Here is a 16,802-nt window from a genome sequence, read left to right as displayed (position 1 = left end):
AAAGCCGATGCCCATCCTCAAAGTCGACGGCGTCGAAGTCGAAGTCCCCGCCGGCGCCACTGTGCTGCAGGCGTGTGAGCTCGCCGGTAAGGAAATCCCGCGTTTCTGTTATCACGAACGGCTGAGCATCGCGGGCAATTGCCGCATGTGCCTGGTCGAGGTGAAGCCCGGCCCGCCCAAGCCGCAGGCATCGTGTGCGCTGCCGGCGGCGGACAATCAGGAGGTCTTCACCAACTCGCCGATGGTCAAGAATGCGCGCGAAGGCGTGATGGAATTTCTGCTGATCAACCATCCACTCGATTGCCCGATCTGCGATCAGGGTGGCGAGTGTGATCTGCAAGATCAATCGGTCGCCTATGGCCGCGGTCAGTCTCGCTATGACGAGAACAAGCGCGCGGTGACCGAGAAATATATGGGGCCGATCGTCAAGACGGTAATGACGCGGTGCATTCAATGCACGCGCTGCATCCGTTTCGCCCAGGAAGTCGCCGGCGTCGAAGAAATCGGCGCGATCGGTCGCGGCGAGGATATGCAGATCACGTCGTACCTCGAAAGCGCGGTGACCAGCGAGCTTTCGGGCAATGTCGTCGACCTTTGCCCGGTCGGTGCGCTGACCTCCAAGCCATATGCGTTCGAAGCACGCCCCTGGGAGCTTAAAAAGACGTTGACCATCGACGTGATGGACGCGGTCGGCACCAATATCCGCCTCGACAGTCGCGGCCGCCAGGTGCTGCGCGCGCTCCCCGTGATCAACGAGGACGTCAACGAGGAATGGGCGAGCGACAAGACCCGCCATGCCGTTGACGGTCTGGTGCGCGGTCGCCTCGATCGGCCCTATGTGCGGACCAACGGCAAGCTTGTTCCCGCAACCTGGGATGAGGCGTTCGCGGCAATTGCGGCGGTGAATGCCGGATCGAGCGTCGCGGCGATCCATGGCGACTTACTCGACTGCGAGACGCTGTACGCCGCGAAGGCGCTGCTCGCGTTGATGGGCTCGGCCCTGCTCGAAGGTCGTCAGACCGGCATGGATTACGATGCCACATCCATCGCGGCGGTCAATTTCAACACCAGTATCGCGGGCACCGAAGACGCCGATGTGATCCTGCTCGTCGGCACCAATCTGCGCTGGGAAGCGCCGCTGGTGAACACACGGATCCGCAAGGCGATCAAAAAGGGTGCGAAGGTCTTTGCGGTCGGGCCGGAAACCGACCTGACCTACAAGGTCGAATGGCTCGGCAGCGATCTCGCGTTGCTCGGCAAGCTGCCCAAGGGTGCGGCCGATGCGTTCAAGGACGCGGCGAAACCGATGGTCATCGTTGGCGGCGGCGCGCTCAAGGATGGTCATGGCGCCGCGCTGGCGCTGGCCAGGAAGCTCAACCTGGTGCGTACCCTTGAAGGTGGGGGGGCGTGGAACGGCTTCAACGTCGTGCACATGGCGGCGAGCCGCATGGGCGGGCTGATGCTCGGCTGGGCGCAAAAGGGCGGCATTGCCGACATCGTTGCGGCCAGGCCCAAGCTGGCCTTCTTCCTCGGCGCCGACGAAGCGGATTTCTCCGCATTCGCCAACAGCTTCAAGGTTTATATCGGCCATCATGGCGACAAGGGAGCGGCCAATGCCGATGTGATCCTGCCCGGCGCGAGCTATGCCGAGAAGTCGGGCACCTGGGTCAATCTCGAAGCCCGCGTCCAGCGCGGCGAGCTTGCGGTATTCCCGCCAGGTGACGCGCGTGAGGATTGGACGATCCTGCGCGCGCTGTCGGCGGTACTGGGAAAGACCTTGCCGTTCGACACGATCGAGGAACTGCGTGTGGCGATGGGCAACGACGTGCCCGATCTCGCGACGTTGGGCCTCAAGACCTTCGCCTGGAACCCGCCGGCGCTCGACGCTAGGGACGGTGGCGAGCTGACCGGTTATCCGATCAAGGATTTCTACCTGACCAACGCAATCTGTCGTGCATCGCCGACGATGCAGCGCTGCTCGGCCGAGCTGGTCCATGGCCAGGAATTCGCGGAGGCGGCGGAGTGATGATGACCTCTTCCACCGTCATCCCAGCGAAGGCTGGGATCTCGTGCCGCATGGGCGCGCTTCATTATCTGGAGACCCCAGCCTTCGCTGGGGTGACGCCAGACGGGAGTTGGGCGCAATGACCGCCTTGTTCCAATCCTGGGGCATGTCCTTCGAATTGGCGTGGTTCACCTCCACGATCGTCGGCATCCTCGTCATCGCACTGCCGCTGATGCTGGCGGTCGCCATGATCATCTATGCCGATCGCAAGATCTGGGCGGCGATGGCGCTGCGTCGCGGGCCGAATGTGGTCGGGCCGTTCGGCTTGTTGCAGAGTTTCGCCGACGGCCTGAAGGTGTTCCTGCAGGAAACCATCGTGCCGACCGCCGCGAACAAGGGCCTGTTCCTGCTCGCGCCGATCATCACCTTCACCGTCGCGCTGATCGTGTGGGCGGTGGTGCCGTTCCAGGTCGGCGTGATGCTGTCCGATATCAATGTCGGGCTGCTCTACGTCCTCGCGGCGTCGTCGCTCGGCGTCTATGGCATTATCCTGGCGGGCTGGTCGTCCAACTCGAAATACCCGTTCTTCTCGGCGATCCGTGCCGCGGCGCAGATGGTCAGCTATGAAGTCGCGATCGGCTTCGTGCTGATCTCGATCGTGCTGTGGACCGGCAGCTTCAACCTGTCGCGCATCGTCGAGGCGCAGCGCGGTGTCGGTTTCGGTGTGATCAACGGCTTCATCGTGAACCCGCTGCTCTTTCCAATGGCGATCGTCTTCTTCATCTCCTCGCTGGCCGAGACGCAGCGCGCGCCGTTCGACCTGACCGAGGCGGAGAGCGAGCTCGTCGCCGGCTATCAGACCGAATATTCGTCGATGAGCTTCGCGCTCTACTGGCTCGGCGAATATGCCAACGTGATCCTGATGTGCACGCTGAACGCGACCCTGTTCTGGGGCGGTTACCTCCCGCCGTTCGACTGGGCGCCGCTCTATATGGTACCCGGCATCATCTGGCTGTTTGCCAAGATCCTGTTCTTCTTCTTCCTGTTCAGCTGGGTGAAGGCGACCGTCCCGCGCTACCGCTATGACCAACTGATGCGCCTGGGCTGGAAGATCTTCCTGCCGCTGTCGCTGTTCTGGGTGTTCCTCGTGTCGGGCTTTCTGATGCTCAGCCGCGTCGGCACCGACTGCGATCCTTCGCAGAGAGTATATTTGAAGCAGTACGTTACGCCGAGTGGGCTGTATCAAGCGCAGCGGCCTCGATATCCGACCGACGGTGTTTGCCGTAGTGCGGTCATCGCCAAATCGGAGAAGCGCCCGTGAGCGTCGCCCAGATCATCAAGTCCTTCACTCTGTGGGAGTTCCTCAAGGCGCATGCGCTGACCTTGCGGTATTTCTTCAAGGCCAAGGCGACGATCAACTATCCGTTCGAGAAGAACCCGATTTCCCCGCGCTTCCGTGGCGAGCATGCGTTGCGCCGTTATCCGAACGGCGAGGAACGTTGCATCGCGTGCAAGCTGTGCGAGGCGGTGTGCCCGGCCCAGGCGATCACGATCGAGGCCGAACCGCGTGAGGACGGCAGCCGCCGCACCACGCGCTACGACATCGACATGACCAAGTGCATCTTCTGTGGTCTGTGCCAGGAAGCCTGCCCGGTCGATGCCGTGGTCGAGGGCCCGAACTTCGAATATGCGACCGAAACGCGTGAAGAACTGATCTACGACAAGGCGAAGCTGCTCGATAATGGCGATCGCTGGGAACGCGCGATCGCCGCGAACCTTGCCGCCGATGCACCGTACCGTTAAGCGCGCGACAACAACTGGGACCGCGATGATTCACTCAACTTCCGTCATGCCAGCGCAGGCTGGCATCTCCCCGTTGCAGAGCGGACCCGTGCGGCATGAGACCCCAGCCTGCGCTGCGGTGACGGCTGTTTATGGGGCGACCGTCCAGTGATCCAGGCAATCGCCTTTTACCTGTTCGCGACTCTCGTGATCGTCAGCGGTGCGCTGACGATCACCGCGCGTAACCCGGTTCATGCCGTGCTGTGGCTGATCTTCGCCTTTTTCAACGCGGCGGGGCTGATGGTGCTGGTCGGTGCCGAGTTCATCGCGATGCTGCTGATCATCGTCTATGTCGGCGCGGTCGCGGTGCTGTTCCTGTTCGTGGTGATGATGCTCAACATCGATTTCGCTGAGCTGCGTGCCGGTTTCGCGCGTTATGCGGCGATCGGCGTGGTCTTCGCGATCGCGCTCGCGGCCGAGATCATGGTCGCCTTCGGTGCCTGGAGCGCCGGAGCGATCGAGCTGAGCCGGCGCGCTGCGCCGATCGACGCGACAATACCCAATATCGAAGCGATCGGCCGGCTGCTCTACACGCGTTATCTGTTCGTGTTCGAAGGCGCTGGCCTGGTCCTGCTGGTCGCGATGATCGGTGCGATCGTGCTCACGCACCGCGAACGTGGCGGTGTGCGCGGGCAGAATGTCGCGCGCCAGAATGCCCGCCGCCCGCAGGACGCGACCCGCAATACGCAGCCCGGTATCGGGCAGGGGGTGGAATTGTGATCGGCCTCACGCATTATCTGGTGGTCGCGGCGATCCTGTTCGCGCTCGGCGTGCTCGGCATCATTGCCAACCGCAAGAATCTGATCGTCATGCTGATGGCGATCGAGCTGATCCTGTTGTCGGTGAACATCAATTTCGTCGCCTTCTCGGCTTATCTCCACGATCTGGTCGGACAGGTGTTCGCGATGTTCGTGCTGACCGTTGCAGCGGGCGAGGCGGCGATCGGCCTGGCTATCCTGGTCATTTACTTCCGTGGACGCGGCACGATTTCGGTCGACGATGTCAATCGGATGAAGGGGTGATGTTCGTGTCCATATCCGTCATCCCAGCGAAGGCTGGGATCTTTGCGTTGTCGGACGCGCCTATGCCGCTTGAGACTCCAGCCTTCGCTGGAGTGACGGGGGTGGTTGCGTGAACTTCATTCTGTTCATCGTTTTCCTGCCGCTGCTCGCCGCGATCGTCTCTGGTCTGGGCAATCGCATGATCGGCAATGTGCCGGCCAAGATCATCACGACCGGCGCGCTGTTCGCGTCGTGCCTCTTGTCCTGGCCGATCTTCCTTAGCTTCGTCGCCGGCAGCGCCGAACCCGCCGTCGTTCCAGTGCTGCATTGGATGCGTTCGGGCGATTTGAGCGTCGATTGGGCGCTCAAGGTCGACGCGCTGACCGCGGTCATGCTCGTCGTCATCACAACGGTGTCGGCGCTCGTCCATCTATATAGCTGGGGCTATATGGCGGAGGACGACAGCCAGCCGCGCTTCTTCGCCTATCTCTCGCTGTTCACCTTCGCCATGCTCATGCTGGTGACCGCCGATAACCTCGTCCAGATGTTCTTCGGCTGGGAAGGCGTCGGTCTCGCTTCCTATCTGCTGATCGGATTCTGGTTCAAGAAACCCAGCGCCAACGCCGCCGCGATCAAGGCGTTCGTCGTCAACCGCGTCGGCGATCTCGGCTTCATGCTCGGTATCTTCGGCACTTTCCTGGTGTTCGGGACGGTATCGATCCCGGAAATCCTTGCGGCCGCGCCCGGCATGGCCGGCTCGACCATCGGTTTCCTCGGCCACCGGCTCGACACGATGACGATCCTATGCCTGTTGCTGTTCGTTGGGGCGATGGGCAAATCGGCGCAGCTCGGTCTGCATACCTGGTTGCCCGACGCGATGGAGGGCCCGACCCCGGTGTCGGCGCTGATCCATGCCGCGACGATGGTCACCGCTGGCGTATTCATGGTCTGCCGCCTGTCGCCGATGTTCGAAACCAGCACGGTCGCGCTGAGCGTGGTGACAACCGTCGGCGCCGCGACCTGCTTCTTCGCCGCGACGGTCGGCCTGGTGCAGACCGACATCAAGCGCGTCATCGCTTATTCGACCTGTTCGCAGCTCGGCTATATGTTCTTCGCAGCCGGCACTGGCGCGTATGGCGCGGCGATGTTCCACCTCTTCACGCACGCCTTCTTCAAGGCTCTGCTGTTCCTTGGCGCGGGCTCGGTGATCCATGCGATGCACCATGAGCAGGACATGCGTTACTATGGCGGGCTGCGTAAAAGCATTCCGATCACCTTCTGGGCAATGATGGCGGGTACGCTCGCGATAACTGGTGTCGGTATCCCCGCGGTGTTCGGCAACACGCTGGCGATCGGCTTTGCCGGCTTCCATTCGAAGGATGCGATCATCGAGGCGGCCTGGGCTTCGGGCCAGTCGGGCGCATCGATCGTCGGCATGATCGTCGCGCTGCTGACCAGCTTCTATTCGTGGCGGGTGATGTTCCTGACCTTCTACGGCAAGCCGCGCTGGGCGCAGTCCGAGCATATCCAGCACGCGTTGCATGATGCGCATGGGCATCATGTGCATGGCCACGACGACGATCCGGCGGCCGAAAGTGTCGGGCATGCGCCCGATACGCACGCACCCGGCGCTCATGACCTTCCCACCGGCACCGGCGGTTATCATCCGCATGAGAGCCCCTGGTCGATGCTGACCCCGCTCATCTTGCTGTCGGTCGGTGCGGTTGCGGCGGGCTTCGCATTCCACGCCTTCTTCATCGAGCCGCAATCGGGCGAGACCTTCTGGAAGGGCAGCATCGCCTTCAGCGAGCATCTGATGCATTCGATGCACGAGGTGCCGCTGCTGGTGAAACTCAGCGCGACAATCGCCATGGCGGTGGGGCTGTGGGGCGCCTGGATGGCCTATATCCGCGCACCCGGCTTCCCCGCGCAGGTCGCGGAGCAGTTCCGTGTCGTCTACGACTTCCTGCTCAACAAATGGTATTTCGACGAACTGTACGACCTGCTGTTCGTGCGTCCCGCCTTCGCCATCGGCCGCTTGTTCTGGCATCGTGGTGACGAGAAGACGATCGATCGGTTCGGTCCGAACGGCTCGGCCTGGCTGGTGCAGCAGGGCACGCGCGTCGCGGGCCGTCTCCAATCCGGATATGTATATAGCTATGCTTTCGTCATGCTGATCGGCCTGACCGCTGCGATTACCTGGGCGATCACACGATGAGCGGCTTTCCGATCCTCTCCGTCATGCTCGCGATCCCGACGATCGCGGCGATCGCTTGCCTGTTCGTGAATGCGAACACTGCGCGCTGGCTCGCGCTTGGCGCGACGCTGGTCGACCTGCTGCTCGGCATCGGCCTGTGGGCGCAATTCGATATCGGCGGGCAGCAATGGCAATTCGTCGAAGACGCCGGCAGCCTCGGCGTGTTCAGCTGGAAGCTCGGCATCGACGGCTTCGCGCTGATGCTGATCATGCTCAGCGTATTCCTCATGCCGATCTGCATCGGCGCGAGCTGGAGCGCGATCACCAAGCGCGTTCCCGAATATATGGCAGCGTTCCTGATCACCGAAGTGCTAATGATCGGCACTTTCGCGGCGCAGGATTTGTTCCTGTTCTACATCTTTTTCGAAGCCGGCCTGATCCCGATGTACCTGATCATCGGCATCTGGGGCGGCGCCAACCGCATCTACGCCAGCTATAAATTCTTCCTCTACACGCTGCTTGGCTCGGTGCTGATGCTGATCGCGATGCTGTGGATGGTGCAGGAAGCGGGCACGACCGACATCCCGACATTGCTCAATTACGATTTCCCGGTCCATGCGCAGACTTGGCTGTGGCTCGCCTTCTTCGCCTCGTTCGCGGTCAAGATGCCGATGTGGCCGGTCCATACCTGGCTGCCCGACGCGCACGTCCAGGCGCCGACCGCCGGGTCTGTCATCCTTGCCGGCGTGCTGTTGAAGCTCGGCGGATACGGTTTCCTGCGCTTCTCGCTACCGATGTTCCCCGAAGCTTCGGCACAGCTCGTCTGGCTCGTCTTCGGCCTGTCGGCGGTGGCGGTGATCTACACGTCGCTGGTTGCGCTGGTGCAGTCGGACATGAAGAAGCTGATCGCCTATTCATCGGTCGCGCATATGGCGATCGTGACGATCGGCCTGTTCGCCTTCAACCAGCAGGGTATCGAAGGCGCGATGATCGTCATGCTCTCGCATGGCCTGGTTTCCGCGGCGCTTTTCCTGTGCGTCGGCGTGATCTACGACCGGCTGCACACCCGCGAGATCGACCGCTATGGTGGCCTCGCCATCAACATGCCGAAATACGCGTTGTTCTTCATGCTGTTCACCATGGCGTCGGTCGGACTGCCCGGCACCAGCGGTTTCGTCGGAGAATTTCTCAGTCTGGCCGGCACCTACAAGGTATCGACCACGATCACGTTGCTGTGCACAACCGGTATCATCCTCGGCGCGGCATACATGCTCTACCTTTACCGTCGTGTGGTGTTCGGCGACCTGACCAAGGACGATGTCCGCGCCATGCCTGACATGAGTGCGCGCGAAATCGCCTTGCTTGCGCCGATCGCGGCGGTCGTGTTGTGGATGGGTGTCTATCCCGAAAGCTTCATCGCGCCGATGCGCGGCGATGTGCAAACCCTGGTCGCTCGCGTGGCCCGCGCCACGCCGCCGGGTGACTCGCAACTGAAACTCGGCAAGCCCGCGCCCGCTGCGGCGCTTGGCGCCGCACCTGCCGCGCATGAGGGCGGTCACTGATGGATTATAACGCTTCACTCCTCATGACCCTGCCTGAACTGGTGCTCGGCCTCGGCGCGATCGCGCTGATGCTGGTTTCCGCCTGGGGCGGTCAGGCCTCGACCCGGGCGGTATCCTGGGCGTCGGTCGCGGTGCTGGCCGGGGCCGGCATCTCGCTGCTCGGGCCAGCGTCGAGCGGCGGCGCGGCGTTTTACGGCCTTTACCGCGCCGACGCCTTTGCCGCTTTCGCCAAGGTGCTGATCTACATCGCCGCCGCCGTCGCGATCATCATCGCGCCGCGCTTCTTCGCGCGCTCCAATGGTGACGATCTGCGTCCCGAATATCCCGTGCTGATCCTGCTATCGGTGGCGGGGATGGGCATGATGGTGTCGGCCGGCGATCTGCTCACGCTGTATGTCGGTCTCGAACTGCAAAGCCTCGCCGCCTATGTACTGGCCAGCTTCATGCGCCGCGACACGCGTTCGGCCGAAGCCGGCCTCAAATATTTCGTGCTCGGCGCGCTGGCCAGCGGCATCCTGCTTTACGGCATTTCGCTCGTATACGGCTTCTCCGGCAGCACCATGTTCGACCAGATCGCCACCGCTTACGGCGCGGGCCATTCGCTTGGCCTGACCTTCGGGCTGGTATTCATCTTTGCCGGCCTCGCCTTCAAGATCAGCGCCGTGCCGTTCCATATGTGGACACCCGATGTGTACGAAGGCGCGCCGACCCCAGTCACCGCCTTCTTCGCCAGCGCGCCCAAGGTCGCGGCGATGGCGATGGCGGTACGCGTCGCGGTCGAGGCGATGGGCCCGGCGACCGACCAATGGCGCCAGATCGTGATCTTCGCGGCGCTCGCCTCGATCATCCTCGGCGCGGTCGCGGCGATCGGGCAGAGCAATATCAAACGGCTGCTCGCATATTCGTCGATCAACAATGTCGGTTTCGCGCTTGTCGGCCTCGCCGCCGGGACCGAAGCGGGTGTGGCGTCGGTGCTGTTCTATCTGACGATTTATGTCGCGATGACGCTGGGCAGCTTCCTGGTCGTCCTGCAGATGCGCGATGCGAGCGGGCAGTCGGTCGAGACGATCGCCAGCCTCGCGGGCCTGTCGCAGACGCGGCCGGGTCTTGCGTTGGCGCTGGCGACGTTCATGTTGTCGCTGGCGGGCATCCCGCCGCTGCTCGGCTTCAATGCCAAGCTGGCGGTGTTCAATGCTGCGGTCGGTGCCGGGCTCTATCCGCTCGCGGTGGTGGGCTTCGTCGCTTCGGTGATCGGCGCCTATTATTATCTGCGCGTCGTGAAGGTGATGTATTTCGACGAGCCTGCGGCCGCATTCGAGCGTAACGACAGCGTGGTCGAGGGAGGCCTGATCGCAGCGGCGGCAGTGTTCGTCTCGCCGGTCGGCTGGGTTCTGCTCGCGCCGCTTGGCGTGCTGACGCTGACCGCGGCACGATCGCTGTTCTGAACCACAACATCCGCACCGTCGCGGAGACGGGCTCGACCAACGCCGATATGCTGGCGCTCGCGCGGAGCGGTGCGGAAGAGGGACTTTGGCTGCGTGCCGAACGCCAGAGCAGCGGGCGTGGGCGGCAGGGCCGGGCATGGGTCTCACCCGTCGGCAACCTTTATGCGTCCACGGTGGTGCGGTTGCGCCCGTCGGATCTGCAGCCGGCAACCCTGGCATTGGTCGCCGCAGTGGCGCTGGAAGAGGTGGTTCGTGCTTACCTTCCCTCCCGTCATTCTCGCGAAAGCGGGAATCCCGCTTCGTCTTCTTTTTCTTCCGCTCCGACCGCCGCCAATGTCGAAAGGCAGCGGGATCCCCGCTTTCGCGGGGATGACGGGAAAGGAGGCGGTCTCCAGCTCAAATGGCCCAACGACCTGCTGCTGGACGGCGCGAAACTCTCCGGCATCCTGCTTGAGGGTACCACCGACGCGGTTGTGATCGGAATCGGTGTCAACCTCGCACACTATCCGACCGACCTCGACCGTCCCGCCACCAGCCTTGCCGCGCACGGCATCACGCCTGAGCCGGCCGATTTTCTCGATACTCTGGCAGAGGCCTTCGCGCTCTGGCTCGCCCGCTGGCGCGGCGAGGGGCTCGCGCCGATCCGCGCTCGCTGGCTCGAACGCGCCCATGCGATCGGCACTGCCCTGACCGCCCGATTGCCCGACGGCAGCGCGATCGAAGGCCTGTTCGCCGGTCTCGACAGTGACGGCGCGCTTATCCTTCGCTTGGCGGATGGCACGACCCGTGTCATTCACGCCGCCGATGTGTTCCTGATCTGAAAGGCCACCACATGCTGCTCGCGATCGATGCCGGCAATACCAATGTCGTGTTCGCGCTGGTGGAAACCGGAGCAGGTGGGGGCACGATCAAGGCGCGTTGGCGTATCGCCACCGACCCGCGCCGCACCGCCGATGAATATGCCGTGTGGCTCAGCCAATTGCTCACGCTCGAGGGCTATGATCGCAAGGACGTGACCGGCGTGATCATCGCCACCGTGGTGCCGCGCGCGCTGCACAACCTTCAGACGCTGGCGCGCAAATATTTCGGCGGCGAACCGCTGATCGCCGGTGAACCGCCGGTCGAATGGGGCATGCAGCTCGATGTCGAGGAACCGCATGCGGTCGGCGCGGATCGCGCGGTCAACATGATCGCGGCACATGCGCTCCATCCAGGCGACCTGATCACGATCGATTTCGGCACCGCGACCACGTTCGATTTCTCCGACTATTCCGGCGCATACAAGGGCGGAATCATTGCGCCGGGTATCAACCTGTCGCTCGACGCCCTGGTCACCGCCGCTGCCAAGCTGCCGCGCATTGCGATCGAGGCACCGACAGGCAATCTCTCGGTGATCGGCCGCGATACCGTCAGCCAGATGCACATCGGCATCTATTGGGGCTATATCGCGATGATCGAAGGGCTGGTCTCGCGCATGAAGACGGAGGTCGGCCGGCCGGTAAAGGTCATCGCCACCGGCGGTCTGGCGACGTTATTTGAGCAACACACCAATGTTTTCGACTGTATCGAAGCCGATCTGACCATTCAGGGGCTGGCGATGTTATGGGATCGCGCCCATATAAAGCCCTAGAGATTTGCGAGAGCGCGCCCGGGAACGGCGCCCCGCTCCATCCTCAACCAAATTATCGCGCTAACCACGCACTCCTATGGCCGTCCGCTGTCGCGGTACTGGCCGAACCAGAAAGACAATAATTTTAGTGACTAACCCAAAGAAAGAACTCCTGTTCGTCGCGCTCGGCGGCTCGGGCGAGATCGGCATGAACGTCAATCTCTATGGCTGTCAGGGCAAATGGCTGATGGTCGATTGCGGCATCACCTTCGCAGATCCGCAATATCCCGGCATCGACGTCATCCTGCCCGACTTGCAATTCATTGAGGAGCGCCTTGACGATCTGGTCGGCATCGTGCTGACCCATGGTCATGAGGACCATATCGGCGCACTGCCCTATCTCGCCGAAGATCTCGGCGTGCCGCTTTACGCCACGGCATTCACCGCCGGCCTGATCCGCGGCAAGCTCGAAGAAGAAGGCAATGCCGCGCGTGTGAAGCTGCACGTCAAGCAACCCGGCGAGCCCTTCGATCTTGGCCCGTTCGGCGTGCAATTCGTACCCATGTCGCACTCGATTCCCGAGGCGAGCGCGCTGCTGATCGATACGCCTTATGGCCGCGTCTTTCACACCGGCGACTGGAAGCTCGATGCCGCGCCCGTCATCGGCAGCCCGGCGACGACCGAACAGCTCGCCGCGATCGGCGATGCCGGTATCCTCGCGCTGGTCTGCGATTCGACCAACGTATTCAATCCGGAAGCCTCAGGTTCGGAAAGCGATGTGCTGCTCGGCCTGATGGAGACGATCGGCAAGGCCAAGGGCAGGGTGCTCGTCACTTCATTCGCCTCCAACGCCGCCCGCCTCCATACGCTGGGCGAAGTCGCCCGTGAGACTGGCCGCGCCTTGTGCGTCCAGGGCCGTTCGCTCGATCGCATCCTGAAGGTCGCTCGCGCGACCGGTTATCTCAAGAACTTCCCCGAAACGATCGACGCCGAAGCTGCGATGCGCTTGCCGCGTAACAAGGTGCTCGTCGTCGCCACCGGCGGGCAGGGCGAGGAGCGCGCCGCACTGGCACGCGTCGCCAATGGCCAGCATCCGGTCAGCCTTGATGCCGGCGACACCGTCGTGTTCTCGTCGAAACAGATCCCCGGCAACGAAGTCGCGATCGGCCGTATCCAGAACCAGCTCGCGGCAAAGGGCGTGGTGATGATCACAGACCGCCAGGCGCACGTCCATGTTTCCGGCCATCCCGGACGGCCGGAACTGGCGCAGATGTACCGCTGGATGAAGCCGGAAGTCCTGATGCCGGTACATGGCGAGATGCGCCATTTGATGGAGCAGGCACGCTTCGGCTTGTCGGAAGGCGTGCCGAGCTCGATCGTGCAAACCAATGGCGACATCGTCCGGCTCGCGCCGGGCAATCCGCAAAAGATCGGCCATGCCGCGGTCGGCCGTCTCGTGCTCGACGGTGACGTGATCCTGCCGGGTGACGGTGCGACGATCAACGAACGGCGCAAGCTTTCGCTGTTCGGCCAGATTTCGGTCGCGGTCGCGATCGGCAAGAACGGCGCGTTGCTTGGGACACCGCTAGTCCAGCTTCAGGGTATTCCGGTCGAGGAAGACCGCGATCCGTTCGTCGCCGAAGCGATCGATGCGGCGGTCGATGCGGTTCGCTCGGGCGGGCGCGACCGGGCGAAGCTGCGCGAGGGCATCAGGCTCTCGGTGCGCCGCGTCGCGACGCGCTGGACCGGCAAGAAGCCGATCGTCGACGTGCTGCTGATCGAGGCCTGATCTGGCGATGCGGTGGACCTCGGCGCTCGCGATCTACTTCCTGTTCTGGGCCTTTTCGGTGTTCTTCGTGCTGCCCTTCGGGGTGCGTACGTCGGACGAGGCCGGGGTCGCGCGCGTGCCGGGACAGGCCGAGAGTGCACCGCACACTTTCCAGGCCGGCAAGGTCGCAATCCGCGTGACGATCGTCGCGACGATCCTGTTCGGGCTGTTCATGCTCAACTATCATTTCGGCTGGGTAACACCGCAAAGCGTCGATCTGTTTGGCGCGCTCGCGAACGAGGCGGGGTAGGGCATGGAGGGGCGACCCTCCATTACCCCTTCACCGTTACGATTTCCGCGCTGACGGCGCTTCGAACGGGGCATCTCTACGGCTCGGCGCGAAGCCACTCCTTTGCCGACTTTCAGGTCGATCGCATTCGGCTGCAGGTCAGTGTGATTCACATCGCTTGCCGGGGTCGTCGGCTCCGCGCGGAATGATCTATCGATTCAAGCTCGCGTGTCGATCCGCCAGTACCAACTCCGGTTTGGTACCCATTAGCGCCGCCGGGCTCTTTCACATGATGAACAATATATTCACCGGCGCGCCACGTGGCGGGACAGGTTGATCAGGTTAACGCCAGTCAGGTTCGCAGCCGCTCGATCGACTGCGCCAGCACCACATACAGCTTGCCCATATCCGACGACAGCAAGGTCACGCCGAGCGGCGAGCCGTCGCGCTGCGCCAGGATCGCGCGCAGCATCGCTTCGAAATCATGGATGTAGCGATTGACCTGTTCGCGGAACACGGGATCCTCGTCATAATGGCGCAGGATCTCGCGCGCTTCGCCGGCATCGAGCAGGCGCACCGCACGACGCGTGAAGACGCCGCGATCTCCCTTCAGATAGGCCGCCCAGGAACTGTCGGAAACTTCGGTCGAGACCGACTTGGTGATGTCGATCGACACCGAATTGAGCGATTCAATCAATAGTGAAACGCGTCGCGCGAACGTGTCCTGGTCGGCATTCTCGCGCTCGGCACGGGCATCCTCGATCCGGTTTTCGACCATTGCAGTCGAATCGGCGATCGCGAGCATCTGGCGCGTGAGCCGTTCGGACGCGCGCTGCGCGACCTCCGCCGCCATATCGGCGGCCTCGCCGATCGCGGCGATCTGTTGTTGCAGGGCATGGCCCGACGCGCGCCGCATCGCTTCGGCGCTGGCCGTCTCGAGCGCAAGGGCGGCTTCGGGGATGACCGTGGCCAGCGTCTCCCGCGCGCGGTCGGCGGCGGCGCTCGCCGTATCACGGACGCGCAGCAGCGCTTCGACCAGGCGCGGTGCGGCTTCCTCGGCGAAGCGGTGCGTGCGGCCGATCGTGTCATCGACCATCTGGCCGAGTGCATCGGCCTTGGTCTGACCGCTGGTCAGCGTTTCGAGCAAGGTGCCTGACAATTTCTCAACCGTGTCCCGCTGGCCGGAAATGACATGGGCGATCGCCTCGATCGCATCATGTGTGCTCTCCGCGGCAGTGACCAGCGCGAGCAGCTCGGGTTTGGCATCGCCGACGACGCGCCGGCTTTCGGCGACGCGCGCATCGAGCCGGGCGAGGGCATCGGGCATGGTTTCGTCGATTTCGCGCGCGGCGGCATCGAGCGCGGTCAGCAAATGCTCGGTTCGGGTGATCACGGCCAGCGCCATCGCGTCGCCGGCCCGCAATGCCTCGGTCATCGCGTCGGCCGATCCGCCCAGCGCGCTGATCGACGCGGCCAGCATCTGCGAGCGATCGACACCTTGTATATGCAACGTGTCGAGCCGGCCCGATACATGCGTGATGCCGGTGTCGAGAACGGTGATAATCTCGTCACTCGTGCCGCGCTGTTCGTCGAGCCGCGCTGCAATCCGGTCGATCAGCGTTTCGATCGTGCTCATCCGTGCCGCCAGCGCTTCGGCACCGTCCTGGCCGGCACGGTCGAGCGCGGCCTGGTTGGTGCCGAGCATCGCCAGCAGCGCTTCGCCTTGCGCGGTGATGCCCTTGCGGGCTTCGTCCACCGCATCGGCAGTGCGGCCGAGCAAGCCGTCGACCGCTTCCGACATGGAGCCGGTGACCTGTTCCAGTCGTGTGCCGGCGGTCTCGCCGGTCGCTTCCATCCGCGCGATATGCGCGGCGAGGCGCTGTGCCGCGCCGCCGGCCACAGCATCGGCCTCGCGTCCGCGTTCGGCGAGCGCGGTCAGCTGCGCGTCGAGCGCGGCGGCAAATTCGGTCGCGCTCAGGCCGGTGCGTTCCAGCGTCTTGGTCATTTCGACCGTCTCGCCATGCGCGCGGGGTAACATCGCCATCAGCACGTCGAGCTTGGCATGGGCGATGGTTGCTGCCTCGGCCAAATTGCCGGCATGCGCATCGGCGGCGGCAACCTGTGCCGCGAGACCCGTGCCGATCGTGGTCAGTTTATGGGCAGCACCATCGCCCATCGCCATTAACGCGGTGGTCTGTTCGGCGAGCCGGTCACGATTGGCGTCGATTGTGCGCGACAGTACCGCGATCGTGCGTTCCAGGCTGGCGGCTTCGGCACGCATCGCCTGCGCGGTATTGCCGAACCGTCGTGCCTCGGCGGTACTGGTGCGCAGCCGGAGCAGGAGCAGGATGCCGATCAGTGCCGGCGGCACGCACAACGCGGCGATGAAGCTGGCCAGCGCCATCGGCGCCACGATGGCCAGGCTTGGCCAGGACAGCCACAGCATTGCCGCGACCCAGGCGATCGAAACCAGCGCGGCTAATGACGGCACGACCCATCCAAAACGCTCCAGCGACTCCTCACCCTCCCATTCATCGACATCATAATATGTCGGTTCGGGTGTTTCGGGCGGAGCAGGATCGGACAGGACAAGCTCTTCCTCAGGGGTGGCTTTGCCTTGTCCCCAGCGTATATCGAAAATGCGCGAACCCCCAGTCATGTCACTCGTTTACCATGATTTGCGCCGTCGGAAAGCGAATAGCGAAACCTCGCCTTAAGGGTTGGCTTGTATGAAAGCGACATGGCGTATGATCCCGGTGCAATCGATGCGACGCTGGCGGCTGCGGTGGGTGACGAACCCGCGCTGATCGCTGAGCTGCGCGAAGCGTTCCTCGACAGTGTCCGGCGCGGCCTAGACGGTCTCGAACGCGCGTGCGATTCCGAAAGCTGGCAGTCCGCCGCGTGGCGGCTGAAAGGGCTGGCGGCAAGCTTCGGCGCGATCCGCCTGATGGCGATCGCCACCGAAGCGGCAACCGTGCCACCTCAGGACGTGGTCCTGCTGCGCAAACTCCGCCGCGCGGTTGAGCGGCTCTGATATCGGTTCGAGTGCCGGATCAATTCAACTCGAAAACACCCTGACCCCGG

The 16,802-nt window shown here is 63.4% G+C and carries 14 protein-coding genes; 13 read left to right on the top strand and 1 reads right to left on the bottom strand.

The window, feature by feature from the left end:
- Window positions 1-7: 7 nt before the first annotated feature.
- From nuoG to ACVWZA_RS07585, 12 genes are all read left to right on the top strand, one after another.
- Window positions 8-2,026: an NADH-quinone oxidoreductase subunit NuoG gene (nuoG, locus tag ACVWZA_RS07640; RefSeq protein WP_457310600.1), complete on the top strand. Its 2,019-nt coding sequence runs from the start codon at window positions 8-10 to the stop codon at window positions 2,024-2,026.
- A 118-nt stretch (window positions 2,027-2,144) separates the two neighbouring features.
- A complete protein-coding gene (gene nuoH / locus ACVWZA_RS07635) occupies window positions 2,145-3,326 on the top strand; it encodes an NADH-quinone oxidoreductase subunit NuoH (RefSeq protein WP_457310599.1) in 1,182 nt (393 codons plus the stop codon).
- Window positions 3,323-3,808, top strand: a complete 486-nt coding sequence (gene nuoI, locus ACVWZA_RS07630) for an NADH-quinone oxidoreductase subunit NuoI (protein WP_457310598.1) — start codon at window positions 3,323-3,325, stop codon at window positions 3,806-3,808. Before nuoH ends, nuoI begins: the two co-directional genes overlap by 4 nt.
- 147 nt (window positions 3,809-3,955) lie before the next feature.
- A complete protein-coding gene (locus ACVWZA_RS07625; protein WP_457310597.1) occupies window positions 3,956-4,567 on the top strand; it encodes an NADH-quinone oxidoreductase subunit J in 612 nt (203 codons plus the stop codon).
- Window positions 4,564-4,869: an NADH-quinone oxidoreductase subunit NuoK gene (nuoK, locus tag ACVWZA_RS07620; protein WP_034161248.1), complete on the top strand. Its 306-nt coding sequence runs from the start codon at window positions 4,564-4,566 to the stop codon at window positions 4,867-4,869. The genes ACVWZA_RS07625 and nuoK overlap by 4 nt, the downstream gene beginning before the upstream one ends.
- A gap of 109 nt (window positions 4,870-4,978) precedes the next feature.
- Entirely contained in the window at window positions 4,979-7,066 is a 2,088-nt protein-coding gene (gene nuoL / locus ACVWZA_RS07615) for an NADH-quinone oxidoreductase subunit L (RefSeq protein WP_457310596.1), read from the top strand.
- Window positions 7,063-8,607 carry an NADH-quinone oxidoreductase subunit M gene (locus ACVWZA_RS07610; protein ID WP_457310595.1) on the top strand — a complete coding sequence of 515 codons (1,545 nt, stop codon included), beginning with the start codon at window positions 7,063-7,065 and terminating at the stop codon, window positions 8,605-8,607. Before nuoL ends, ACVWZA_RS07610 begins: the two co-directional genes overlap by 4 nt.
- Window positions 8,607-10,052, top strand: coding sequence for an NADH-quinone oxidoreductase subunit NuoN (nuoN, locus tag ACVWZA_RS07605; RefSeq protein WP_457310594.1), 1,446 nt, complete (start codon window positions 8,607-8,609; stop codon window positions 10,050-10,052). The genes ACVWZA_RS07610 and nuoN overlap by 1 nt, the downstream gene beginning before the upstream one ends.
- A 47-nt stretch (window positions 10,053-10,099) precedes the next feature.
- The gene (locus tag ACVWZA_RS07600; protein WP_457310593.1) at window positions 10,100-10,873 is read left to right on the top strand and encodes a biotin--[acetyl-CoA-carboxylase] ligase; all 774 of its coding nucleotides are present in this window, start codon (window positions 10,100-10,102) and stop codon (window positions 10,871-10,873) included.
- Window positions 10,874-10,884: 11 nt separating this feature from the next.
- The gene (locus tag ACVWZA_RS07595) at window positions 10,885-11,682 is read left to right on the top strand and encodes a type III pantothenate kinase (RefSeq protein ID WP_457310592.1); all 798 of its coding nucleotides are present in this window, start codon (window positions 10,885-10,887) and stop codon (window positions 11,680-11,682) included.
- Between the two features lie 127 nt (window positions 11,683-11,809).
- A complete protein-coding gene (locus ACVWZA_RS07590; RefSeq protein WP_457310591.1) occupies window positions 11,810-13,450 on the top strand; it encodes a ribonuclease J in 1,641 nt (546 codons plus the stop codon).
- A gap of 7 nt (window positions 13,451-13,457) precedes the next feature.
- A complete protein-coding gene (locus ACVWZA_RS07585; RefSeq protein ID WP_457310590.1) occupies window positions 13,458-13,739 on the top strand; it encodes a DUF1467 family protein in 282 nt (93 codons plus the stop codon).
- Between the two features lie 331 nt (window positions 13,740-14,070).
- Here the strand turns inward: ACVWZA_RS07585 and ACVWZA_RS07580 are convergent, their stop codons facing one another.
- A complete protein-coding gene (locus tag ACVWZA_RS07580) occupies window positions 14,071-16,377 on the bottom strand; it encodes a hypothetical protein (protein ID WP_457310588.1) in 2,307 nt (768 codons plus the stop codon).
- Window positions 16,378-16,458: 81 nt separating this feature from the next.
- On the opposite strand from ACVWZA_RS07580, the gene ACVWZA_RS07575 reads away from it, so the two are divergent.
- Window positions 16,459-16,752 (top strand): Hpt domain-containing protein, encoded by a 294-nt coding sequence (locus tag ACVWZA_RS07575; protein WP_457310586.1) that lies wholly within the window; start codon window positions 16,459-16,461, stop codon window positions 16,750-16,752.
- Window positions 16,753-16,802: the final 50 nt, after the last annotated feature.

Source organism: Sphingomonas sp. UYAg733 (assembly GCF_054057355.1).
The sequence above is the reverse complement of the archived record's forward strand: the minus strand, read 5'-3'. Positions and strand labels throughout refer to the sequence as shown.